Source organism: Dyella solisilvae (genome assembly GCF_003351225.1).
GTDB lineage: Bacteria > Pseudomonadota > Gammaproteobacteria > Xanthomonadales > Rhodanobacteraceae > Dyella > Dyella solisilvae.
Genome location: NZ_QQSY01000001.1, coordinates 132,216 through 156,399 on the forward strand (window position 1 = coordinate 132,216; position 24,184 = coordinate 156,399).

Consider the following 24,184-nt stretch of genomic DNA (forward strand, 5'->3'; position numbering starts at 1 on the left):
CGTGAGGCCTGGCGTCGGCGCTAGTCACGACGGCTGAGCCGCGGTACGGTGACTGCATGCGACCGTCAACCGCTGCGCGATCGCAACGCGCGCGACAGCGGCGCCAGAACGCTGACCCAGGAAGGAATCCTATCCATCTGCAGAAGGTCACATTGCCCCCGGAGTCCCAGGTTCAACTCATCTGGCACGCGGCGCCGCGAAACGCTCGCCCCCTGCATGCCCTGACCTTCTTGCCCATGACAGTAGCGCCGTGCAGGCGAAAATGCGCGCCGGGCATCGAGTTGATACAAAGAGCCGTCATCGCCCCGTGAAGGCATCGACGACAGGCCTGCGACAGTCCTCAGCGCAAATCAGCTCGTTCTGGAAGACGCATCCTGCCGGCGTGCGACGCGTTTGCGCGGGCATGCCAGTAATCGCGTCACCCACCAGCAGGCATATGACGATTGGCGCGAAAATCCGGTCGTGGTCGGGCGCCTTTCGTCCCTCTGCAACGAAGGACGCGCTGTCCCTGGCTGGCGATGAGATTCGTTCGCCAGTGGGCTGCGGCGCCATGCGTCGCCGCGATTGCTCAGTTGCCGGCGGGATGGCTTTGTTCGTCCTGCTCCGGTGGCGCGGCGGATCGGTCGATCAGCTCGGCGTCCCGCAGTTCACGCTTGGCGTCATGCAGCGCACGCGTATCCAGCGGACGTATCGACTGGATCCGGCAGGAATATGCCCCGATCGGGCGCTTGATCGTCAGCGGTGCCGGAACCACGCTGTCGGAGCGCGTGACAATTTGACTCCTGGAATTGGTGATGGAAATGCGCGGCGATGTCGACAGCCCGAAACATTGACCTCGCAATTCCAGCAGGTAGCCATCGCTCCCCAGGGGCCATACGGCCAGCGCCTGGTCGCCCAATGGCGTCCAGCTTCGCGTGCGGATGAAGTTGTCGATGCGGAATGACTCGATCGGCGCCCCGGCGTGTTGCTGGTACAACTCCAGGCGTTGCTGCGTCGTCAAGGTGGTGGACGTGCTGGCGCAACCGACCAGGAGGCCGGCCGCCAACAGCGCAAACGGTGCCTTTGGCATGGTGATCTCTGCCTCAAAGCGGATGACGCACAACGGCTACGTCAGGATGCCGCCGAGTACCCCAGGGCGGGCTCGTACCTAACGGGTCACACGAGTGGTGCCGCCGTCGGAACTGACCTGCACCCGATCCCCTACGCGGAAATCGCCGGACGTGCCGTCCTGGGTCACCGCAACCGTGCGACCTCCGTCCAGTTCGACGGTGATTTCCACGCCAGGCCGGGCATTGCGCGCGATGGCATTGCCGGCCGCGCCGCCCGCCACGCCACCGGCGATGGCCCCGACGGCATTGGCGCGACTGCCACCACCGACCGTACTGCCTGCGATGCCGCCGATCGCGGCGCCGGTGGCCGTCCCCACACCACGCGAATCGCTCTGGATGGTCACATCCCGCAAGCCACGCACTATTCCCCACTGCACCGACCGGGCGACACCGACTTCGGATCGATTGAAGGTCTGCGGCGTTGTGTGTGTGGCGCAACCCGCGATCAGCAGGCCGACCGTAACCAGCAAGCCGAGGCCAAAGTTTGAGTGCTTCATGTGCGCGACTCCATGGAGGTCGGATCTTCCTGAACACCGCCCCTGAATCTCTCGCCCTGTGCAACTGAACCTAGAAGGAGGTCAATGAAGTGATTGTGAAATCAACCGTACCAATGCGGCGTACGCTCCTGGCCTTTCATGACTCGCAAATGTTCCTCGGCGAGCTCCGAGGCTTCACATAGGCGCGAACGCAGATCGGGTGTACTTTGTTGCACCAGACAACCCATCTATGCGGCGTCCTGAAGTGCTCCGATGGCGCATCGCTGGCGGATCCGGGATGGTAAGACAGGCAAATCCGTCCTGGAGTCTGGCGCTGTTCCGGTCACCTCGACCCGCCGCACGCACTGGGCCCGTCGAAGACACATCGCGCCGCGCCGCCAGACGTAGCGACACGGCGCCCATGAAAGGTTGAGCTGCATGCCCCTGGCACGCAGACGAAGCAAGCCCGAGCGCATCTCTCGCCGAGCCAGGAGCATGCCGTGAACGACCAACCTCGCCATTTCCGCAACGCCCTGTCCCGACTCCTGTTCGGCGCTCGCTGGGTGATGGTGCCGTTCTATTTCGGCCTGGTGCTTACGATTTTCGCGCTGCTGCTGGTGTTTCTGCGCGAACTGGTGTTCAACCTGAGGCACTTGTTCGAGCTTACGCCGACTGCCGCCATCCTGATGGCGCTCGCGCTGATCGACCTGACGCTGGTTGCCAACCTGCTGCTTATCGTCACTCTGGCTGGCTACGAGAATTTCGTTGACCGCATCGATTCCGCCAGCGAGATCCGTCCATCGTGGATGGGCATGGTCGATTTCACCGACATGAAGATGAAGCTGATGGGCTCCATCATCGCCATCTCCGCTATTGCCCTGCTGAGGGCCTTCATGAAGATGGAGGAAGGCGAGACCTTTGAACGAGGCCAGCTGATCTGGATGGCGATCATTCACTGCACGCTCTTGCTGTCGGCCATAGCACTGGCGATTTCCGATCGCGTTTCGTCCTTGACCACGAGAAGGCGCAAGACGACCGGCGACTGAAGAACTCGCGCAAGGGTTGCAAGAATGCCGTGCGCAACGGCAATCCAAATCACCCGTCAGGACCGGCCGTGGACCTAAGCGCCGGCCCGAGATCGCCATTTCGCGAGAGCATGATCGCTATCGGTCGCGTTTCGGGAAACTCGGAAAGCGCCATCGCTATGCAGGCGGTGATGGGTACGGCGCAAAAGGCTCCGGTGATGCCCCACAGCGCCCCCCATACGGCCAAGCTGACAAGGATGGCGAACGGGCTGAGGTTCAGCGAGTTGCCCATGAGGTAGGGGTCGAGGAAATTTCCGATGAAGAACTGCGGTACCGACAACGCGATCGCCACCTTGATCGCGGCCTCAAGCTGGCCGAACTGGACGATCGAGAAGGCGACCGGAAAGAGAACGCCAAGAAAGGTGCCGAGGTAAGGCACGTAATTCAGAAGAGCGATCAGGATCGCCCACAGAGCTGCGAACTCCAGGCCGAACCACGCCATGATCGCCCAACTGATCAGGCCGAGCAGCACGCTGCAGAACGTCTTGAGCGCGAGATAGGTGCCGATGCGATCATTGATATCGATGATCGCTCTCTCCCAGATGGCGGCCCCGGGGAATTCCTTGGCGATATTGGAGATCTTGTAGGGAAGGTTGAATTTCTCGATCAACAGAAACACGGCGTACAAAAGCACCACCGCAGCGCCACCTACGATGGATTTCACCGATGACAAGGTGGAACTGATGACACGGTGTATGTTGATCTGTCCAATAATGTCGCGACGCAGCGAGTCCCACGTTGGCTCCGACGCGCCCCCCAGTATCACGAACCATTTCTGGATAAGCTCTATCAGGCCGGCCTGGTATTTGGGCGCAAGCAGCGTAATTCGCGCGATGTTGCTGATGATCAGCGAGGCGATGCCCACTACCGCAAGGACGATCAAAAGAATCGCCAACGTGTACTGCAGTTTCACCGACATTAAGGGCCCAAGCCACGGAATGCGCTGGGTTAGCCTGGCCACACCGACGATCACGTAGACCACCAGCACGCTGATGATGATCGGTTCGAATATCTGCCGGCCAATGTGCAGCACCCAGCCCACGGCGAGCACGAAGACGACGCCACGCATCAAGGACGGGAATCGTTCGCTCATGGGTGAGTTTCGCGAAGTGTCTGCACTCTCATCGCTTCCGTGGCGTCATATGGCGAAAGTCCTTGGCCTGCCTTGGCGTTGCTTCCGTCCATCAGCTTCGTGTCACGTCGTTTGCGTTGGTCGTCGCGTCAGCCGAACCGCGATGACCGCCGACTAGTGCAGTGCTCAACCGGCCCATGGAACGCTCTTGCAGCTGACACCATCCCTGACGATGACCAGACGGTTCCGCTCAGGATCGGCTCCGACCAGGGAGGCTGACTCACTCCTGGCACGCCCCCCTGCGCCAATACGCTTACCGGGCAGCCGATCGCCGGAAGGCCAGCGGCCATGAGTAGCTCGACCCGGGGCTTATGCATGGCCAGGCGCCCCCTGCAGAAGTGATCGAGGTAATAGAGTAGGCCCCGTGACAGGCGTGTGATATCGCGCCACCCTGTCACTGGGGGAATAGCGAAGCTGCCGGCTCCGGGCATGGCGGCTCCGCTACGTCGACCCTCGCCGATCAACATCACGCAGCTGAGGGCCGCTCATTGATGACAACCCGCCGCAACCTGCTCAAATGGATGGCGCTGGCGCCCGCTGCAGGACTGCTCTCGGGCGGCGCCTACGCCGCGGCCGGCAGCGCGCCAGCCTTCATCAGTCGACGTCCGCCCGTGGGCAAGCGCAAGTTCACCAGCACCGCTGTGGAGCAGCTGATCGCGCGGACCAAGGCGGGCATGGCCGACCCTGAGCTGGCGTGGATGTTCGAGAACTGCTTCCCCAATACGCTGGACACCACCGTCCAGATCGGCACGCTGCACGGCAAGCCCGACACTTTCATTGTCACCGGCGATATCGACGCCATGTGGATGCGTGACTCGTCCGCACAGGTGTGGCCGTACGTGCAGCTCGCTGCTCAGGACAAGGGCCTGCAACGACTTTTCCAGGGGCTCATTCATCGACAGGCGCTGAGCATCCGCATCGACCCCTACGCCAATGCGCTGACGCGCGACCCGGCGGCAAAGTCCAACCTGACATGGTCGCAGCACGACCTCACCGACATGAAACCTGGCGTGGCTGAGCGAAAGTGGGAGATCGATTCTCTCTGCTACCCCATCCGACTTGCATACGGCTACTGGAAAGCCACCGGGGATGTCACCGCCTTTGATGATGACTGGCATGCGGCCATGCTCACCGTCATCAGGACTTTTCGCGAACAGCAGCGCAAGGACGGACCTGGCCCATACCATTTCCAGCGAGCGTCGCCGACGCCGAATGACACGCAGTACCTGCAGGGTTTCGGCCAACCGACCCGGCCGGTAGGCATGGTCCACGCCATGTTCCGTCCGTCGGACGACGCCACCATCTACCCGTTCAATATCCCGGGCAACCTGTTCGCCGTGACCAGCCTGCGCCAGCTCGCCGAGATGCTGGCAGGGGTCCGTCACGACGCCTCTGCTGGGGCCGAATGCCATGCGCTGGCCGACGAGATTCAACGCGCGGTGGAAATCCACGGCGTCATTCATGGCGACTTGGGTGACTACTGGGCCTACGAGGTGGATGGCTTTGGCAATCAACTGTTCATGGACGACGCCAACGTACCGAGTTTGATCGCCCTGCCCTACCTCGGCGCCTGCTCCCGGGATGATGCGAACTATTTGCGCACGCGGGCCAAGGTTTGGAGCACGCGCAACCCCTACTTCTTCAAGGGAAACGCCGCCGAAGGCATTGGCGGCCCACACGTTGGGCTGCGCATGATCTGGCCGATGTCCATCATGATGCGCGCCCTTACCGCCAGTGACACCCGTGAGATCACCCAGTGCCTGGCATGGCTCAAGGCGACCCACGCCGGCACCGGATTCATGCATGAGGCGTTTGATCAGGACGTCCCGACCAAATACACGCGCAGCTGGTTCGCCTGGGCGAACTCGCTATTCGGCGAACTGATCGTTGACCTGGCCCGGCGCCATCCGGAAGTGCTGCGCAAAGCCTACGTCGGCGATCGCGCCTGAAGTCGTCAGCCCGGCGCCGAGCCGGGCTTGCCCGAAAGCAACTCCAAGGCGGCCTGGATTCCCGCTTCAAGGATTCGACGAGACAACGCTTCGTCCGGTGTGGCGCGAGCCAATTGCATCGTGCCTGACATTAAGCCGTAGAGCGCCATGGCGCGCGCACTCGCCTCCTCCGGTGGCAGGTCAGGCCAGTGCGCAGCGAGAATCTCGATAAGCTGCGAAACACCCTCGGCAAATGCCTGCCGCACTTCCACGCTTCGACGGGCCACCTCCGCGGCCAGCGTGGCCGCGGCGCAGCCACGGCCCGGGTTGTCACGATGCCCCAGGGACAAGTAGCTCCTTATGTAGCCCTCAATGCCGCGTCCGGCCTCCAACTGCTTGCGGACACCATTGACGCGCTGATCGAGCGCAGCGGAGGTGGCCTCCGCGACCAGGTCCTCCTTGGAAGCAAAGTGATTGAAAAATGCGCCGTGCGTGAGGCCGGCCGCTTCCATCAGGCCTTGCACGCCCGACGCATCGAATCCTTTCTCTCGAAAGCGCCTTGCCGCCGCCTCTACGATGCGTTCCCGGGTGGCCTGCTTGTGGTGACTGGCGTATCGCATGGAACACCCCGATCACTGCAGCGAGGTCACAGACTCTTGCCCGGATGCCTGCGCATCCCAGCCGCCACCAAGCGACCGGAACGCGGCGACGGCGGCACGAGCCTCATCGGTGTGAGTACGCGCAAGCGAGTCTCGGGCGTTGAGAAGCTGGCGATCTTCATCCAGCACCTCGATCAGGCTGACGGCGCCTCCTGTGTAGGCATCCTGCGCCGCATCACGCGCCTTGACGTGCGCCGCGACTTCGTCGTTGAGCACGGCGTGCTGGGCTTCGGCTTGCGTCAGGTTGACGATGGCGTCTTCCACGTCTTCCGTGGCCCGCAGCATGGAGCCGCGGTACTTCGCCAGCGCTTCGGCGTTGGCGCCCTTGGCGCCCTGGACCTCCGCATCCACGCGCCCGAAATCAAACAAGCGCCAGTGAAGGCCCAGGGCGGCTGCAGGCTGGAAGGCAGCTCCCGTGAACAGCTTGCCAGTTGAGAGCGAGCTGAATCCAAGCAATGCCGAAAGCGAGAACGATGGATAGTACTGCGACACGGCGGCGCCAATACGTGCATTGCTCGCCGCCAGTTCCCGCTCGGCCGCGATCACGTCGGGACGCCGGCGCAGCAGCGAGGCCGGCCCTTCCGCCGTGTCGATCGAAGGCACCACGAAGGCGCCTGTGTTGGGCGTGACCTCGGCCGCATACGTGCCAGGAGCCGCGCCCATCAGGACATCGAGTCGATTGAGCTGGGTTTCCAGTTCGATCTTGAGCGGCGGAATGGTCGCCTGCGCCTGCAACAGGAGGGCCTCCGCCTGTGCCGTCTCGCGGGCGGTGCCGAGGCCATGCTCGGTACGCAACTTCACCAGGTCGAGCAGCCCCTGCTCGTTGCGAATCTGGTCTTCGGCGATGGCGATGCGCGCCTGCGCGCCCCGCACACGAAAATAGGCATCCGCCGCTTCAGCCGCCAGGGAGACTCGGACGCCTGCGTGACTGGCTTCGGCCGCCTGGTACTCGGCATCGGCCGCCTCGGCCTCCCGACGCAGGCCGCCCGCCAGATCGAGCTCCCAGCTTGCGCCCGCTCCGACCTCGGCCAGCGTCTGGTCCCGGTCATAGCTCGGGGAATGGCTGGCAATCTTGCCGAGCGGACTCAGTTCGGACTGATGTTCCCTCGTGATGCTGCCGTCGAGTGAGCCTTGCGGCAGTCGATCGGCCTGCGCGTGACGGGCGGCGGCACGCGCCTGTTCCACGCGCGCGGAAGAAGCCGCCAGGTCGAGGTTCTGCGCTATCACGCGGTCCATGATCCTGACCAGCTCGGGATCGTTGAATCCCGTCCACCAGGCATCCAGCGTCGCAGGCGCCGGAGCCGTGGAGGCCTGGGTGGGGTTGACCTCGTGAAAGGTCGGGTTGGTGGCGAGCTGCGGCTTCACATAATTGGGGCCGACGGTGCAGCCAGCCAGGCCGAGGAGGAGCAGCGAGGAAATGAGCTTAGTGCGCATCGGCGGAGGGTCCTTGGGGAGGTTGGACTTTGCGCATCAGCGGAACCATCACCGTGGTGACGGCAAAGGCCAGCATGATGCAGAAGAAGGCGTCGCTGAACGTCAGCGTCTGGGCTTCGCGCAGCGTCAGTTGCCACAGCTGGGAGACAGCGGCCTGCGACGCTTCCGAGACACTGGAGAGGTCCGGCCAGAGGCTGTTCATCGTTTCGTTCGCCGGCGTCAGGTGCTCCGCCAGGCGGGAAAAGTGCAGGTTCGTACGGTCATTGAGTACGGTTGCACAACCGGCGATACCGAGCGCGCCACCGAGATTGCGCATCAGGTTGAACAGCCCCGACGCGAACTTCAGGCGGGCCGGCGCCAGGCCACCCAGGGTAAGCGTGACGGTGGGGGCAACCGCGAATTGCTGCGCCATGCCACGCAGGGCCTGGGGGAAGAGCAACTCCCGGCCACTCCAGTCGTGCGTGATGGGCGTGAACTCGAACATCGACACGGTAAACAGTGCGAGCCCTGCCATGAGCAACCAGCGCAAGTCGACGCGCGTGGCGAGGAAGGAATACAGCGGGATGCACATGATCTGGAAAAGACCGGTCGAGAAAATCGCCTTGCCGATCTGAAACGCGCTGTAGCCCTCCACCCGCCCGAGAAAGAGCGGTGTCAGGTAGATCGTGCCGAACAACCCGATGCCCGTGACGAAGGAGAAGAAGCATCCGAGCGCAAAGTTGCGATCCTTGAGCGCCCGCAGGTCGACCACCGGATGCTCGGCGTTGAGTCCGCGCCACACGAACAGCACGCCAGCGATGGCGCTGACCCATGCCGTGATGCGAATGGTCGAGTCTTCCAGCCAGTTCCAGCGCGGCCCCTCTTCAAGCGTGTACTCGAGGCAGCCGAGGAAAAGCGCGATCAGGGTGATTCCCAACCAGTCGCCCTTCTTGAGCAAGGAAAGGTCCGGCTCATCGATATTCACCAGCGCCGGAACGGCGAAGGTGACGAAGGTCCCGGGTATGAGATTGATGAAGAACAGCCAATGCCAGGAGTAGTTATCGGTAATCCATCCGCCCAGGGTCGGCCCGAGGGTCGGCGCCAGGGAGGCAATCGCGCCGACGGTGGCGGCCGAAATGACGCGCTGCTTTCCCTGGAAGAACACGAACGAGGTGGTGAACACCATCGGGATCATCGAGCCGCCGAGGAAGCCCTGGAGTGCGCGAAAGATGATGATGCTCCTGATGTCCCACGCCATGCCGCACAGCAGGCTGGTCAACGTGAAGCCGGCGGCGGATGCCGCAAACAGCCAGCGCGTGGAGAACACGCGGCTCAGCCAGCCTGACAGGGGAATGACCACGATCTCGGCGATCAGATACGCCGTCTGCACCCAGGCAGTGTCATCGGCTCCGGCCGACAGGCCACCACCGATATCGCGCAGGGAGGCGGAGACGATCTGGATGTCCAGCAACGCAATGAACATGCCCAGGCACATGCTCGCGAAGGCAAAGATCTTCTGCCCCTGGGTGAGTTGGGCGACGGGGCTCATGGCGCTTTCGTATTGATCTGTGCCGTCACGGACAGGCCGGGGCGGAGAATGCCAAGGTCGCCATCAGCGCCATCCAGCACCACGCGCACCGGCACTCGCTGAACGATCTTGGTGAAATTGCCCGTGGCGTTCTCGGGCGGCAGCACGCTGAATTGAGATCCCGTCGCGGGAGCGAGGCTGGCAATGTGTCCCTTGAACACGCGATCAGGCATCACGTCCGCGCGCACATCCACTTCCTGCCCGACGCGCATGCGCTCGAGCTGGTCCTCCTTGAAGTTGGCGTCGACCCACAGGCCATGGGCGGGCACCACGACCAGCATCTGGCTGCCGGCCGCCGCATAGGCGCCTGGACGTGCGCGGCGATTGCCGATCACGCCATCGATCGGCGCACGCAGCTCGGTGTACGACAGGTTGAGTTTCGCGATGTCGGCCTCTGCCTTGGCCTGCGTCAGCGCCGCCTCGACCTGGCTCTTCTGCGTTTCGATCACATCCAGCTGCCGCTGCGCGGCCTCCGTCGCTGCTGTCGCGCGATCGGACGAAGCCGATGCCGTGGCGAAATCCGCCTCGGCCCGCTGGGCGCTCTCGACCGAAACCGCTGCGCGCCCCGCAAGCTCCTGGTAACGCGCGTTGTCCAGCCTGGAACGCTTGGCTTCGGCATTGGCGGCGGCCAGCGAGGCCTTGGCCTGGGCGACTACGCTCTCCTGCAGGTGCTTTTGGGCATCGAGATTGCCAAGCGATGCCTCTTGCGCGGCCACGGCGGCGTTGGCCTTCGCCAGGGCCGCCCGATAATCGCGGTCGTCAATCTTCACCAGCAGGTCGCCCTTGTGCACGACCTGGTTATCCGTGACGGCGACGACACCGATATAGCCGGGCACCTTGGAACCGATCACCGTGGTGTCGCCGCCGATATAGGCGTCATCGGTGTCCTCGATAAAGCGTCCGGCGCTCCCCCAGTGCACCCCATAGATGGCGATGCCTAGGCCAACGATGGCGCCTACCAGTGGCTTCAGAATCCGCGTTCTGGGCCGCTCCGTGATGATTTCTTCAGCTATGGCGGACATGAGTGCAAACCTCGAGTATGAAAGGATGGTCGTCATTCAATCGATGCCTAACACGGACGATCCAGCGCGAGGGATCGCAAGCCTTGCGTTGCGGCGTTAGCGACTGACGCGGGTGGGTGATTGATCAGTGGATCAAGGGATGGCGATGAGCGGGCTCGCTGTCAGGGCCGCGTGGTCCAGCGCCCATCGCGGCAAACGCCACGCATCGCCACTAGAGCCATCAAGCCCGCTGTGCCTTCGGCGCCACCCGATAACGGAGGGCAGGTTCTGAGCGAGAGAGATTCGGCAGCAGTTTCTGTCGGGCGTTTTCATACGCCGTCCAGTCCTCAGCATCAGGCAGCGCCGGCAGGGTGATGAGTTCGCCCTGATCCAGGCCGGCCAAGGCCGCATCCACCAGGTTCTCGGCCGTCATGACGATCGGCGACGGCAGATGACTCACCGGCGTTCCCGCCAGATCCCAGAACTCGGTGGCGATGGCGCCCGGCAGTACGGCTTGCACGCGCACGCCCTTCCCCGCCAGCTCATGGTGCAAGGAGCGCGAGAACGCCAGTACATACGCCTTGGTGCCGCCGTAGACACCGTTGAGGATCTCGGGAGCAACCGCCACGATGGACGCAACGTTGATGACCGTGCCGGCGCCGCGTTCAACGAACCCGGGCACGGCGGCATAGGTCAGGCGCGTCAGCGCATTCACGTTGAGCGAAATCATGTCGCTCATCCGGCCCGCGTCGGATTCGAGCAGCGGCGTCGTGGCGCCGAACCCCGCGTTGTTCACCAGAAGCGAGATGCTGCGGTCGGTTCGCAGAAGGCTCTCGACCTTGGCCAGCTCAGCCGGGTCATTCAGGTCCGCGGGAAAAACCTGGATCGATCGCCTTGTCGCGTCGGTAAGACGACGTGCAAGCTCGCTGAGGCGATCACGATTGCGCGCCACCAGGACGAGGTCGTAACCACGACGCGCCAGGCGGTCGGCGTATACAGCGCCAATGCCGGACGATGCGCCGGTGATCAAGGCCGTGCCCTTGCTGTAGTTGCTCATGTCGAATGCTCCACGTGTGCCTGCGGGATGCGGGCCAGTGGTTCTAGTCTTATGTCGCCGGGAAAAGACTTAAATGTCGTATATGCAGCGTTTTATGCCATTGCAGTGGTGAAGCGGCGTCTGGCCTGGGGTGGCGCCTTGGCGCTCGAGCCTTGGCGCCGGCGGCCGCCAAGCCCGCGGTGACGCGGCCGACTGCCTGGGAAATCGCTTCTGCAGGATTGACGCCCCCTTCTGCAGCTCCGCCGACCAGATACACGCCTTCGATTCGTCATCAACTGCGATGGCGCCCGGCGACACCCGTCCGGGCGACGGGATGTCGAGAGAGAAATCAGGCATGGCGTCCGGGCGGCCAGGCGCCAAGTCTTGAATGACCGAAGCGTCGTGCTGCGCCGCGATGCTCATGGAAACCACGATCGTCACGTGGTCCGCGGCAGAATGTACGGTTTCGAGCATCTCTTCTCGTCCTGTGGTGGCGTGTTGCCTCCATGCAACGAGTCGAGACACGCATCGACAACGTATCAACCCATGTCAACGAGGAAACTCACATGAAGGCCACAATCGTTGCAGCCGTGGCGCTACTCGGCGTCGCATACGCGTTTTCGCCACACACAGCCCAGGCGCAACAGCTTGAGGGTACCCATCGCCAGGAGCTGTCCCGCCATGACCTGAGCATGCCGGGATGGGAAGAAGTGCAGTTGCGAGTCGATATAGACCCCGGGAAAGCCGCGCCGAATCACAAGCACCCAGGCGAAGAAATCATCTACGTCATCGAGGGCACGCTGGAATATCAGCTCGAAGGCAGCCCGCCCGCCACACTCCGGACCGGCGACGTATTGTTTATCCCCGCTGGCGTGGTTCATAACGCGAAGAACGTTGGCCACACGAATGCGGCCGAACTTGCCACCTACGTCGTGCCGAAGGGAAAGCCACTGGTCGAACTGGTGAAGTAATCGAGCCTGGGCCCGCCATGCGTGGCTGCGTCGCGGTCCTTTGTTCGGCAGGGGCGCAATAACGCATGGGGTATCGAAAACGACGGACGTCAGGACACCGGGCCGAATGCGCGCATCGACGCTTGGCATTCATCCGTGTTACACGGCATATCCTGTCTATTCGGGGCCTCATCGATTACGCTTGCCGGCGTTTAGCCGTCTTCGACCTCAAACTTCGGGAAGCATCCGCCGCGAGGTTTCAGTCATGTTCGACGTACTGGCGTTTTGTGAAAACCACACGCGCTGGCCAGCCAGCCTCGGCTATGCCGCCCGTTTGGCCGCTTCCTTCGAAAGTCGACTCACCGGCATCTACACGTGCCCCATCCCCAGCGTCATGTTGTCTCCCTACGAAATGCCGAGACTCATGGCGGAGCAGATCGAGGCGCTGCGGCAACTGGAGCAGCAGGCAATTGACGCAGCGCCCTCCTTTGAAGCCTTCGCCCAAGCCCACGGCGCGACCCGGGCATCCTGGCAAGTGGCGGAGGAAGAGGTCGTGCGCGCGCTTCAGCTGGCTGGCTGCTGGCATGACGTACTGGTGCTCGGGCGCACGCCACACTCACCGTGGGGCTCCGCGTCAAGCGTAGGCAGCATCGTCCTTGGCACGGACATGCCATGCATCGTCGTGCCGGACGACGATGCCGACGCAACATCGCTGGACTGCATCGCCATCGCCTGGAACGGATCCCGCGAGGCCATCGGAGCTGTCCATGCGGCTCGGCATTTCCTGAAGCGCGCGCGCAAGGTCACGATCCTCCACGGCCAGCAGCGCCCACCTGCCAGCCTGGGGCCTTGGCGGCCGCCCTTCGACCTGACGAAGTACCTGGCGGACAATGGCGTCGCCAGCGAGAGCGTCCTGCTGTCCGAATCCGCGGATGCCGCCGACGACCTGTTGCTGGAAGCGGCGAACAAGGCCAAGGCAGACCTGCTTGTGATGGGCGCCTATGGTCACACGCGCATTTCGGAGTGGATCTTTGGCGGAGCCACCCGCGGGGTGCTGGAGAACCTCAACCTGCCGGTCTTCATGCGCCACTGAATTCACGCGCCAATCTTCGGCCAGGGCGATCGGTACTGCGTCGCGCATGGGCCTCGTCGCACAAAGCGCAGGGGATGCATCGAGCTTCCCTATTCCACTCTCCGCCATCGCCCTTCCATAAGCGCCAAGGAGCCGTGGCGGGCCGCCGGTTGCGCGCACGGCCCCATTGGACTTAAATAACCCGGCTGCCACCTTTTATGCCATGCGAGAGGCGCCCCATGCAGCGCATCGGTTTCCTGGTCTACCCGGGCTTTCAGATCATGTCGCTGGCCGCAGCGTCGGTCTTCGAGTTCGCGAACCTCACGCTGCGACGGACCAACTATGAGGTCCATGTCGTCTCCGAATCCGGCGGGCCCATCGCGAGCTCCCTTGGCGCCCCCATCCAGACCGAAGCCATCGGCAGGCAACGCTTCGATACCTTGCTCATCGGCGGTGGCGTGGGCGTTCCCGCGGTCAGCGCGTCGTTGCTGGATATCGTTCGCAAATCACCCCGCCGGTCGCGGCGCGTGGCGGCCATCTGCACGGGCGCATTCCTGCTTGCACAGGCGGGCCTGCTCGACGGGCGTCGCGCCACCACGCACTGGCTGGTGGCCCAGCGACTCAAGCAAGAACATGCCGCAGTGACGGTCGAGGAAGACCGCATCTTCATCATCGACGGTGACATCTGGACGTCCGCCGGCATGAGTGCGGGCATCGACCTGGCCCTCGCCATGGTGGAGAAGGACCTGGGCAGCGAGGTGGCGCGACAGGTGGCGCAAAAGCTGGTCATCTACCATCGGCGGACCGGCGGCCAGTCGCAGTTCTCGGCGCTGCTCGAACTCGAGCCCAAATCGGACCGCATCCAGAACGCGCTGACCTACGCCAAGAGCCACCTGCGTTCCACCCTCTCCGTCGAGGAACTGGCGGCTGCCGCGAGCCTCAGCCCGCGCCAGTTCAGCCGCGCGTTTACCGCCGAGACCGGACAGTCACCCGCCAAGGCGGTGGAGCACCTGCGCGTGGAAGCGGCGCGCCTGATGATGGAGCAGACGCGCCATCCCATTGAGGTGATCGCTCGCGAAGTGGGGTTTGCTGACCGGGAGCGGATGCGGCGGGCCTTCGTCCGGGCGTTCGGGCAGCCACCGCAGGCGATGCGCCGTCATGCGGCCGAGCCGGATGCGGGGGCGACGGTGGACGTGGCTTCACGCGTGGCCTGAATGGACGGCCAGGCGGCCGACACATCGATCCGGGGCAATGATTACTGCTTTCGACCCAGAGCGTAGATCATGGCACCGCCCGGTCGGCTGCGAATGCTCGGCGTCAGCTCCCCCGGAACTCCTTCGGATGGCGGTATTCCTCCACGCGGGAAACACTCATGACTGAACCTGCTGTCCAGGCTCGAAAGATCAGCGCTTTCCTTGTGCGCGTCGGTCAAGCCAGACGTTTCCTCGAGAGAGGAGATCGCTTCTCCCTGCGCACCGTTGTTGCGGCTGCGATGCTTTCTGCATTGATGACGTGCAGCGCCATCGCACAGGTCGGTGCGGGGCCGATCGCCACGCCACTGCCTCCGGCGCTGCCCACTCCTATGGACGCGCCCTTTCGTGGCACGATCCAACTGGCGGTCAATGCGACCGACACCGATCACCAGATCTATTCCGTCCACGAAACGATCCCTGTCCAGACGCCAGGCGACACGGTCCTGCTCTATCCGGAATGGGAAACGGCCAGCCACGCCCCGACCGCGACGGTGGCGGAACTGGCCGGTTTGATAGTGCAGGTCGATGGCAAGCCTGCTGAATGGGCGCGCGATCCTGTCGACATGCACGCCTTTCACGTCAAGGTTCCAAACGGAGCGAGTTCAATCACGCTGGATTTCCAGTTTCTGGCCCCGGCCTCCGCGAATCTCTTGCGACCTGACATGGCGATGGTTCCCTGGCATCGCGTGTTGCTTTACCCGGCGGGCTGGTATGTGCGGAATATTCCCGTGACCGCCACGCTCACGCTCCCACGCGGACTAACGCCCTACACGGCGCTGGCTTTCGAAACCAACGACACGGACGAGCTGCGCTTTCAGCCAGTGATGCTGGACCGTTTGGTTGACGCCCCCGTTTATGCCGGCCGATTTACGCGCCGGATCCTTCTCAACGGAGACGCCGCCAAGCCGGTGGCGCTGGACATGCTGGCCGACGCCAAGGAAGACCTCGCCATTCGTCCATCGGAGATTGAGCTGACCAAACGGCTCATTCTTCAGAGCCAGAAGACGTTCGGCACGGCGCCATATCGCCACTACGACATCATGGTCACCCTCAGCGACGTGCTGTCTCCCGACGGCGGCGGTGGCGGAGTCGAACATCTGGAGGAAGGAGAAAACAATCTTCCCGCCGCGTACTTCACCCGCGCCGCGGAACAACTCAACAATCGCGACCTGATCGCGCACGAATACGCCCACGTGTGGAATGGTTTATGGCGAGAGCCGGCGAACCTGTGGTCGCCGACCTTCAACCGACCGGTCGATGGATCACTGCTCTGGGTCTATGAGGGCCAGACTGAATTCTGGGGACGCATGATGGCGGCGCGCGCCGGCCTGCGCGATCACCAGCAGACCCTCGACAAGCTTGCGATGGATGCAGCCAACGTCGCTCGCCGCTCCGGTCGACGCTGGAAAGATCTGCAGGACAGCACCAACGATGCGATCTACATGGCAAAGCGTCATATCGCGTGGCGCGACTGGCAGCGCCGGGAAGACTATTACCCCGAAGGGGTGTTGCTGTGGCTCGATGTCGACGCACGGTTGCGTGAACTGAGCCACGGCAAACGCAGTCTCGACGATTTCGCCCGCCTCTTTTTCGCCACGGACAGCACTCGATCAACGAAAACCTATACCTTCCAGAATGTCTGTGACGCCCTCAACCAGGTCAGTCCGGATGATTGGGCGGCCTTTCTGAACCGTCATCTCCTTAGCCACAGTACCGAGGACGCGATTGCCGGCCTCGCCCGCGCGGGGTGGAAGCTCACCTTTAACGACACCCCCACGGAGACATTCCTTCAGGACGAGAAGGGAGCCGGGGCCATCAATCTCGATGACTCGATCGGCCTTCAGGTTGGGGAGGATGGCCGCATTCAATCCGTTCAATGGGACAGCCCGGCGTTCCAGGCCGGTCTGTCGCCCGGCGTGCGGATTACCGACGTAGGTGGGGAAGCCTTTTCGACGCGTGCTCTGATCGGCGCCGTCCAGTCCTCTCCCTCAAAGCCCATCAGTCTGAGCGTCAAAATGGGAGGAAACCCGCGCACTGTGGCGATCGACTACCACGGCGGGCTGAGATACCCCCATCTCGAACGCATCGACGGGACACCCGACAGGCTCTCGGACCTGCTCAAGGCGCGCTGAAGCTTGCCCAGCTCAACTTGGCTATTCCAACGCCTCGTTGGCCACAACCTCGCTTCGCCGCGGCCATGCACGGAGCCTCGATGGGATTCGCGCCGGGTAGACTCGTCCAAGGTTCGTTCAAGCTGGCCCGCCAGGCGCCGGACGGAGGGCGCCGACCGGCCAACCGTCATGTCCACTGGCGGCCCACGATGGACGTTGTCCAGCCGACAGACATCCGCTTGGCCCGGCGGCGCTATGATCATTGCAGCACGCATCGTCGCCAGGACCTGTGACCACGGCATACAGGCGCGTCATGAGCACATTGCGTTTCTTCTGCATTGGGATAGCCGCTTTGGTTGCAGGTCACGCCTGGGCTGACGGCTGCCGCCTGAAGGATTTCGGCACGTTGCCCGTGGAAATGGTCGGTAATCGCGCCACGACCATGGTGAAGATCAACGGCGCCAACACACGCTTCATTCTCGATACCGGCGCCTCCTTCAACACCATGTCGAGCGCCAACGCGTCGGCGCTTGGGCTCAAGCTGGAACCTGCGCCCTTCGGATACCGGCTCAGAGGCATCGGTGGTGACGTATACGTCCAGCAGGCGCACGTCAAGGAATTCGGCATCCTCGATACGACACTCAAGAATGTCGCCTTCATCGTGGGCGGCACCGATGCCGGCAACGGATTCCTTGGCGCGAATCTGCTTGACTACGCCGATCTGGAAATCGACCTGGCGCATGGGAAGCTGACGCTGTTCCAGGCGGATCACTGCGCGAATGCGTCGCTGGCTTATTGGTCCAAGGATGGCAACTACAACGTCGCCGACATTGCGCCGTTCGACAGTCCTTACGATCGCCGCACGTTCATCAACGTCCTGATCAATGGTCGGAAAGTACGCGCGGTGATCGATTCGGGCGCATCCGCCACCCTGCTGACTCGAGACGCCGCCGAGCGCGCCGGCATCAACCTCAATGCGCCCGACGCCAGGGGCGGCAGTATCAGCACTGGCGTTGGCTCCAAGCCGGTCAAGACTTGGACGGTGAAGGTGGATTCGTTCTCCGTCGGCTCGGAAACCATCCGGAACAGCCAGATGCAGGTCCTTGACGGCAGGATCGGCGACGACACCGACATGCTGCTTGGCGTGGATTTCCTCCTCGCCCATCGCATGTTCATCGCCAACAGCATCAGGAAGGTTTTCTTCACCTACAACGGCGGGCGCGTCTTTACGTTCGCGACAGCTCCATCCGACGGCGACAAATCCGACTCCGGCGGTGCGGCGGGTGAGAATGGAACCGCGCCAAAGACCGCCACTGAATATGCATTTTCCGGTGAGGCACACCTGTCGCGCGGTGAACCGAAGGCCGCCATCGCCGATCTGGATCAGGCCATCCGTCTGGATCCCGATCAAGCCGCCTTCTATGTCGCCCGCGCCAGGGCCCACGCCGCGGACATCGAGCCAGACGCCGCGCTTTCGGATCTGGACAAGGCCTTGAGTCTGGACCCCAAGAACGTCGACGCACTGCTGATGCGCGCCGAATTCCGCTTCGCGCACAAGGACCGCGCGGGCGCCGCATCCGATGCGGCGGCGGCAAGCACGGTGGCGCCGGCGGGGTCATCCCAAGCCCGCGCGATTGCTTCTCTCTACATCGAACTCGATCAACCGGGTGCGGCGCTCCCCATGCTCGACGACTGGATTCGCCTGCACAACGATGATGCGATGCTTGGTTCCGCACTCAACGAGCGATGCTGGGCGCGCGGACTGAGCAATCAGATGCTCGACGATGCCTTGAAGGATTGTCATAAGGCGATCAAGCGCGACGGACAGAACCCCGCCTACCTCGACAGTCTCGGCCTGGTCGAACTGCGGCTGGGGCACTACCCCGAATCGATCAAGGCATACGAGCAAGCCCTGGTGCAAAAGCCGCGTTCCGCCTGGACCCACTATGGCCTGGGACTGGCGGAAATCCGCGGCGGCCAGCAGCAAGCGGGCAATGCCGATCTCGTGGCCGCACGCACCCTTGACCCGCAAATTGACACTCGCGCCACCAAGTATGGCTTGAAGGTCTCAGGCCCTTAGGCGGGAAACCCCTTCCATTGGATGGAATGATTTGCAGAGCTTCACCCTCTTTCGCAGATACCCAAAGTCGACGTGAAACGCCACATCCCACACATAGCTCGAGGTATTCCATGGAAATCCGCCAACCCGTCCCGCCGTTTTCGCTCGAAACGGCCATCCAGAAGGTGCGCCTGGCAGAAGATGCGTGGAATAGCCGCGACCCCGAAAGGGTTTCGCTGGTCTATGCGCCCAACACGCACTGGCGCAACCGCGCGGAATTCGTGGACGGTCGTGATGCTGTCAAGGCCTTTCTTCATCGCAAATGGAACCGCGAACTGGACTATCGCCTGATCAAGGAGCTGTGGACTTTCGCTGGCAACCGTATCGCCGTCCGTTTCGTCTACGAATGCCACGACGATTCCGGCAACTGGTACCGCAGCCACGGTAATGAGAATTGGGAATTCAACGACCACGGCCAAATGACCAAGCGACACGCCAGCATCAATGACCAGCCCATCGCCCAAAGCGAGCGCCTGTTCCACTGGCCACTGGGACGCCGACCGGACGACCACCCGGGCCTTAGCGAACTTGGACTTTGAGGATCCGTCACACGGAAGCGAACGATGTCTCAGGGTTCCTTTGTCAGTGCGGCCGACACGATTGCGCGGCGAAGCTCAGCCTTCGTCAGGGCGATGCTCGGCGACTGGCGGATCGCAACGGCCTTCATCGATGGTGGTTTAAGCATCAGGTGACGCTGGTTTTCCCAGTTCCTTGCCAGACGTTCTGCCTGGGCGACTTCGGCCGGCGTGGCTCCGACGAAACCGACAACCGTATGACCATCCATGTTGACGGTGTAGGTTTCAATGGAGGCGCTGGCCTGCCCGATACAGGCGAAGCCAAGGGCGACAAGCATGGAAATAGTCAGACGTTTCATGGGATGACCTCCTAATGCGGGTACTGATCGGCGCCGCTGGGAAGACGGGCAATCGGGCAGACGAGTGCCTTCTTGCACGGTCAGCGCTTGTGCACGAACTTTCGCTCCCACGCCGACGCCAACGCGGGAGCTCGCCGCCGAATCCTTACCAGGGTGGCCCAAAGATGGATCGTGGCCGGTTGAGGTCAGCGACCTTCACCGAAGTGCCGCGGCCATGCTGGTAACGCAGGGTATCGTTGACCACCAGATAACCCGGCCCGCCGGCATAGTCGTCGTCCGAGAAGTCGACGGAATCCACATGAACTGTGTGGATGCCCAGTCGCCTCATGTTCTCCAGCGTCCCCTGCTCGCCCACCTCATCCATCGCGGCCTCATCCTGGAAGGTTACGGTCACATTCCCGGGATGCCGGTGCACGTGTGAATGAATGTCGTCACCCGTATAGGTCATGCCATCGGGCATGACCGTAGAGCGGAGGCAGACCATCTGGGCCTTTAGCGTGGTCAGTTGCACGTAGTAGCCGCCATCGTTCGTGCGGGCGATCGAGCCACAGGCCTCAGTACCGGTTTGGTCGGTCCATGCCTTGAGCGCCTCTGCCACGCGCAGCACAAAGGCATCGTGTTGCTCGCCCGGAACGCTGACGTAGGCGCCCACAACCCATGCCTGCCCTTTGAAAGTTGTTGGCGTGGCGCGGACGGACAAACTGCCGGCAGCCATCGCCACGCAGAGAAGAAGATGATTCGTGACCTTGTTCATGACCGTCACTCCCGCCGGGGAGCGACACCCATCGGTCCAGGTCATTTACGTCGAAGGCATAACGTGCTCGCGCAGAAGCCCATCACACCGTTGTATCGGTGCGCGCGAACAGCATAAGCAGGGCCAACGGCGGATACCGATCGGTATCGCCAGTTCCTCGGCTAATACATGTATGGGTTGAGTCTGAAGACTTGCGCGAAGGCAAACAGGCCGTGGATGACTACGGTTTGAGCCGGGCAGGAAGGTCGAACTACTTCACCTGCTCTGCCATCAACACGATGAATCGCGTGATGTAGCGCTCTAGCCATGCCGATCAGGTAACCGGGGACGCCAGTTGCGGAATTCTCTCGCCCGCGCCTGCCATACGAACACCACCCAGGACCGGCACAGCGATGACGCCAAGCAACGTGGCCTATATCGCCTTCATCGATCGCCTCCTGTGTGCATCTGGTCGATCAACGGAGCGGCGCCGTCACCGGCAACAACGATGAGAGGAAATACCAGGACAGGCGTCGCACACAGTGAAACAAACCATCTAAGTGCGGATTGATTCTTGGTTCTTCGCCTCGGCAGCGCAGCTGCCGGGTCCGTTAGTTGTTGGCGGTCAGCGGGTCGATGATCTGCGGAATTTCTACGATGCGCGTGATGGGGATCCCGCTGAGTTCCGCATGCTTGCGGATCAGCTCCTCATCGGCGGCGAGGTAGATGCAGAAGGTCTTGTCTCCCGCTACATAGCTGTGTTGCCACTGGATACCCTCGCCAAGCTGCTCAATGGCGCGATTCGATGCGCGAGCGGCGCCGCACAATTCCAGGATCGACATGCCGCCAACGCCAGGAATGTCGCGCTCGATCAGGTATCTCTTCAGGTGCGCCATGAGCCTTGCCCTCCCGTTGCGCCGATTTTCGGCTGGTCGCGATCCAGAATAAAGCTAAGAGTTCTTGCCAGAGCTAAAGATCACCTTTAGCTTAGTGGTATGGCGCTTTCACATCTCAAGTCCTTGCAGGCGCTCGAATTGGCCTTGCGGCTGGGGTCACTGCAGGCGGCGGCGAACGCCCTTTGGATAACTCCCGCCGCGGTCGGGCAGCGCATCAAGGCGCTTGAGGAATATCTGGGGGTCGATCTGGTGGTGCGTGGTCGTTCGGGCCTGCGCCCCACCCCTGAACTCTCCGGAGCGCTCGAGCACTTGCGGGCTGCATTCCAGGAGTTGGACACCGTCTCCGCGATACTGAACCTGCAGCGCGGAGACGAGATCCATATCGCGGCCACGGCCGACTTCGCCGACCTTTGGCTGAAGCCCCGCATGGGTAGCTTCAAGGCCGAGTATCCGCACGTTCTCTTCTGCATCAACGGTGAGGGTGACGTGCCGTTGCGCATCGGCCAGGTCGATTGCGAGATCAGTTTTGGTCGGCAGCGCGCCAATGCCAACGATGACCTACTCTTTCGGGACTTCCTGTTGCCGATCAGCTCGCCGGAAAACGCGCGCCGCCTGGCCAACTTCGCCCTGCGCGATTGTCTCGAGGGCTTCCCCCTGCTGCATCTGGATTTTTACAAGGAGGATCCGAGCGCGCCGAACTGGTCCACCTGGATCAAGGCACAACAACTCAAGCGAACAGCGCCCAACCGCGGCATTCGTTTCCAGCGCATCAGCGGCGTGCTCGAGGCGGTTCGCGCGAATGCGGGTCTCACGATCTCGGGCCTGGCGCTGTTGGCTGCCGACATCGGTGACGGCTCACTCAGTCTGCCGTTTCCGGTATCGAGCGGACACTGGACAGAGCATGTCTTTCAAGCACGTTTTCGCCCCGATGCCCTGCTCCGCCCGCAAGTGACGCGCTTTCGCGATTGGCTGCTGGCTCAGGCTACGGTCACCCGTGATTGGCTCTCGCAGTTCACGCGGTCAGCGAATGGTTCCCTCTGATTAACCCGCTCGGTGCCGACGGCCTTGCCCACGGGACGGTCTGACACCGTTCTTTTCGGGCGAACGCCAATGTGGATGCCACCGCACGCTCGATCACTGGTAACGGCTGTACGGAAGCGTCGACGCGTGATCACGCATCTGTCACGGTGGCTACTTTATTAGCTCGATCACTTCTGCAAGGAGCATCGAGCCATGCATGAGCCCCGGGTCACGTTCCGTCTGGTCGCCTGCATTCTGGCCATCGCCTGTACGGTGAATGCATGGGCGCAGGGGCCCACGCCCGGAGCGAGTCCGCCAGCTCAGTCAACGCCGTCGCAGGTACTGTTCGAAAACGTCCGCGTCTTCGACGGCAAGGGATCCGCCCTGTCAGCACCGACCAACGTGCTGGTACGAGGCAACCGGATCGAGAAGATTTCGGCCACGCCGATACCCACCGACGCCACCGCGGGCGCCACGATCATCCATGGCGGCGGCCGTACGCTGATGCCGGGACTGATCGATGCGCACTGGCACACCACGCTGGTGCGGCCCACGCCTGCGCAGGCGCTGAGTTCCGACGTCGGCTACACCATGCTCGTCGCCGGCGCCGAAGCCACCGATACCCTGATGCGCGGGTTCACCACCGTGCGCGACATGGGCGGCCCGTCCTTCGGCCTCAAGCGCGCCATCGACGAAGGCCTGCTGCCGGGCCCACGTATTTTTCCGTCAGGGGCCATCCTCACCGTCACCGGTGGCCACGGTGATTTCCGTCAGATGTTTGAAGTGCCGCGAATTGACGGGATGCCATTGACGCGCATGGAGGAGCTCGGCGCGGCCAAGGTCACCGACTCGCCCGACGAGGTGACGCGCCGTGCGCGCGAGCAGATGATGCTCGGCGCATCACAGATCAAGCTGACCGCGAGCGGTGGCGTCGCCTCGCCGCACAGTCCGATCGACGTCATCACCTTCACCCCGGAAGAACTGCGAGCCGCTGTGCGTGTAGCCAACGACCGCGGCACCTACGTCGCCGCCCATGCTTACACCCCGGAGGCGATGCAGCGCGCGATTCTCGCGGGCGTCCAGTGCATCGAGCACGGGCAACTGATGGACGAAGCAACCGCGAAGCTCATGGCCGAAAAAGGCACATGGCTCAGCATCCAGCCGTTCCCCGACGAGTTTGCGCATATTTTCCCGCCCGGCTCCGACCAGGCCAAGAAGATGCTTGAAGTGATGGAAGGCACCAACCGCGCCTACGAGCTCGCGAAGAAATATCACCTCAAGACCGCATGGGGCTCCGACATTCTGTTCTCGCCCGACCTGGCCAAGCGCCAGGGCGCTCTGCTGGTGGGCCTCAGCCGCTGGTATACGCCAGCCGAAACGCTGGCCATGGCCACTGGAGCCAACGGCGAGCTCCTCGCGCTGTCCGGCGACCGCAGCCCCTATCGCGGCAAGCTGGGCGTGGTCGAGGAAGGCGCGCTCGCCGACCTGCTGCTGGTCGACGGCGATCCGTTGAAGGACATCAAGCTCATCGAGGACCCTGCGAAGAACTTCCTGGTCATCATGAAGGACGGGCGCGTCTTCAAGAACACGATGCCCAAGTGAACGCATTTCGGGATGCAAGCGTGCATTCCCGAGTCGAAGAGCTCGTTGAACAGGTCCGACAGAGGTCCGACGTTCCTGCCCTTTTGTGCAGCCTCTCGTGGATCCGCCACGACGAACCCGCCAGACA

At 62.8% G+C, this 24,184-nt stretch carries 22 protein-coding genes; 10 read left to right on the forward strand and 12 right to left on the reverse strand.

Annotated features, from left to right (window positions below):
* Nucleotides 1-568: 568 nt before the first annotated feature.
* Nucleotides 569-1,069: a DUF6491 family protein gene (locus tag DVT68_RS00530; RefSeq protein WP_114823127.1), complete on the reverse strand. Its 501-nt coding sequence runs from the start codon at nucleotides 1,067-1,069 to the stop codon at nucleotides 569-571.
* Between the two features lie 78 nt (nucleotides 1,070-1,147).
* Nucleotides 1,148-1,606, reverse strand: coding sequence for an outer membrane lipoprotein (locus DVT68_RS00535; RefSeq protein WP_114823128.1), 459 nt, complete (start codon nucleotides 1,604-1,606; stop codon nucleotides 1,148-1,150).
* A 479-nt stretch (nucleotides 1,607-2,085) separates the two neighbouring features.
* On the opposite strand from DVT68_RS00535, the gene DVT68_RS00540 reads away from it, so the two are divergent.
* Complete coding sequence (locus tag DVT68_RS00540; RefSeq protein WP_199535936.1) at nucleotides 2,086-2,631, forward strand: TIGR00645 family protein; 546 nt, start codon at nucleotides 2,086-2,088, stop codon at nucleotides 2,629-2,631.
* A gap of 49 nt (nucleotides 2,632-2,680) precedes the next feature.
* Here DVT68_RS00540 and DVT68_RS00545 read toward each other — a convergent pair whose 3' ends face one another.
* Nucleotides 2,681-3,763, reverse strand: coding sequence for an AI-2E family transporter (locus tag DVT68_RS00545; protein ID WP_114823129.1), 1,083 nt, complete (start codon nucleotides 3,761-3,763; stop codon nucleotides 2,681-2,683).
* A gap of 530 nt (nucleotides 3,764-4,293) precedes the next feature.
* Here DVT68_RS00545 and DVT68_RS00550 point away from each other — a divergent pair.
* Nucleotides 4,294-5,751, forward strand: coding sequence for a glycoside hydrolase family 125 protein (locus tag DVT68_RS00550; protein ID WP_114823130.1), 1,458 nt, complete (start codon nucleotides 4,294-4,296; stop codon nucleotides 5,749-5,751).
* Between the two features lie 5 nt (nucleotides 5,752-5,756).
* On the opposite strand, the gene DVT68_RS00555 is transcribed toward DVT68_RS00550, so the two are convergent.
* From DVT68_RS00555 to DVT68_RS00580, 6 genes are all read right to left on the reverse strand, one after another.
* Nucleotides 5,757-6,350, reverse strand: a complete 594-nt coding sequence (locus DVT68_RS00555; protein ID WP_114823131.1) for a TetR/AcrR family transcriptional regulator — start codon at nucleotides 6,348-6,350, stop codon at nucleotides 5,757-5,759.
* Nucleotides 6,351-6,362: 12 nt separating this feature from the next.
* Nucleotides 6,363-7,823: an efflux transporter outer membrane subunit gene (locus DVT68_RS00560; protein ID WP_114823132.1), complete on the reverse strand. Its 1,461-nt coding sequence runs from the start codon at nucleotides 7,821-7,823 to the stop codon at nucleotides 6,363-6,365.
* Nucleotides 7,813-9,351, reverse strand: a complete 1,539-nt coding sequence (locus tag DVT68_RS00565) for a DHA2 family efflux MFS transporter permease subunit (protein WP_114823133.1) — start codon at nucleotides 9,349-9,351, stop codon at nucleotides 7,813-7,815. Before DVT68_RS00565 ends, DVT68_RS00560 begins: the two co-directional genes overlap by 11 nt.
* Nucleotides 9,348-10,412, reverse strand: coding sequence for an HlyD family secretion protein (locus DVT68_RS00570; RefSeq protein ID WP_114823134.1), 1,065 nt, complete (start codon nucleotides 10,410-10,412; stop codon nucleotides 9,348-9,350). The genes DVT68_RS00565 and DVT68_RS00570 overlap by 4 nt, the downstream gene beginning before the upstream one ends.
* A 220-nt stretch (nucleotides 10,413-10,632) precedes the next feature.
* Entirely contained in the window at nucleotides 10,633-11,448 is an 816-nt protein-coding gene (locus DVT68_RS00575; RefSeq protein WP_114823135.1) for an SDR family NAD(P)-dependent oxidoreductase, read from the reverse strand.
* Between the two features lie 69 nt (nucleotides 11,449-11,517).
* The gene (locus tag DVT68_RS00580; protein WP_114823136.1) at nucleotides 11,518-11,901 is read right to left on the reverse strand and encodes a hypothetical protein; all 384 of its coding nucleotides are present in this window, start codon (nucleotides 11,899-11,901) and stop codon (nucleotides 11,518-11,520) included.
* A 92-nt stretch (nucleotides 11,902-11,993) separates the two neighbouring features.
* On the opposite strand from DVT68_RS00580, the gene DVT68_RS00585 reads away from it, so the two are divergent.
* From DVT68_RS00585 to DVT68_RS00610, 6 genes are all read left to right on the forward strand, one after another.
* On the forward strand, nucleotides 11,994-12,398 hold the full coding sequence (locus DVT68_RS00585) for a cupin domain-containing protein (protein WP_114823137.1): 405 nt from the start codon (nucleotides 11,994-11,996) through the stop codon (nucleotides 12,396-12,398).
* A 106-nt stretch (nucleotides 12,399-12,504) separates the two neighbouring features.
* Nucleotides 12,505-13,470: a universal stress protein gene (locus tag DVT68_RS00590; RefSeq protein WP_114823138.1), complete on the forward strand. Its 966-nt coding sequence runs from the start codon at nucleotides 12,505-12,507 to the stop codon at nucleotides 13,468-13,470.
* 218 nt (nucleotides 13,471-13,688) lie between these two features.
* The gene (locus tag DVT68_RS00595; protein WP_114823139.1) at nucleotides 13,689-14,663 is read left to right on the forward strand and encodes a GlxA family transcriptional regulator; all 975 of its coding nucleotides are present in this window, start codon (nucleotides 13,689-13,691) and stop codon (nucleotides 14,661-14,663) included.
* Between the two features lie 158 nt (nucleotides 14,664-14,821).
* Entirely contained in the window at nucleotides 14,822-16,834 is a 2,013-nt protein-coding gene (locus DVT68_RS00600; RefSeq protein WP_114823140.1) for a M61 family metallopeptidase, read from the forward strand.
* Between the two features lie 292 nt (nucleotides 16,835-17,126).
* Nucleotides 17,127-18,893, forward strand: coding sequence for a retroviral-like aspartic protease family protein (locus tag DVT68_RS00605; RefSeq protein WP_233523304.1), 1,767 nt, complete (start codon nucleotides 17,127-17,129; stop codon nucleotides 18,891-18,893).
* A gap of 110 nt (nucleotides 18,894-19,003) precedes the next feature.
* On the forward strand, nucleotides 19,004-19,471 hold the full coding sequence (locus tag DVT68_RS00610) for a nuclear transport factor 2 family protein (RefSeq protein ID WP_114823141.1): 468 nt from the start codon (nucleotides 19,004-19,006) through the stop codon (nucleotides 19,469-19,471).
* A gap of 29 nt (nucleotides 19,472-19,500) precedes the next feature.
* Here the strand turns inward: DVT68_RS00610 and DVT68_RS00615 are convergent, their stop codons facing one another.
* The 3 genes from DVT68_RS00615 to DVT68_RS00625 all read right to left on the reverse strand — a co-directional run bounded on the left by DVT68_RS00615 (nucleotide 19,501) and on the right by DVT68_RS00625 (nucleotide 21,435).
* On the reverse strand, nucleotides 19,501-19,806 hold the full coding sequence (locus tag DVT68_RS00615; protein ID WP_114823142.1) for a hypothetical protein: 306 nt from the start codon (nucleotides 19,804-19,806) through the stop codon (nucleotides 19,501-19,503).
* A gap of 145 nt (nucleotides 19,807-19,951) precedes the next feature.
* Nucleotides 19,952-20,560 (reverse strand): hypothetical protein, encoded by a 609-nt coding sequence (locus tag DVT68_RS00620; RefSeq protein ID WP_147281649.1) that lies wholly within the window; start codon nucleotides 20,558-20,560, stop codon nucleotides 19,952-19,954.
* A 590-nt stretch (nucleotides 20,561-21,150) separates the two neighbouring features.
* The gene (locus tag DVT68_RS00625; RefSeq protein WP_114823144.1) at nucleotides 21,151-21,435 is read right to left on the reverse strand and encodes a DUF4242 domain-containing protein; all 285 of its coding nucleotides are present in this window, start codon (nucleotides 21,433-21,435) and stop codon (nucleotides 21,151-21,153) included.
* Nucleotides 21,436-21,534: 99 nt separating this feature from the next.
* On the opposite strand from DVT68_RS00625, the gene DVT68_RS00630 reads away from it, so the two are divergent.
* On the forward strand, nucleotides 21,535-22,476 hold the full coding sequence (locus DVT68_RS00630) for a LysR family transcriptional regulator (RefSeq protein ID WP_114823145.1): 942 nt from the start codon (nucleotides 21,535-21,537) through the stop codon (nucleotides 22,474-22,476).
* 192 nt (nucleotides 22,477-22,668) lie between these two features.
* The gene (locus DVT68_RS00635) at nucleotides 22,669-24,057 is read left to right on the forward strand and encodes a metal-dependent hydrolase family protein (protein WP_114823146.1); all 1,389 of its coding nucleotides are present in this window, start codon (nucleotides 22,669-22,671) and stop codon (nucleotides 24,055-24,057) included.
* Nucleotides 24,058-24,184: the final 127 nt, after the last annotated feature.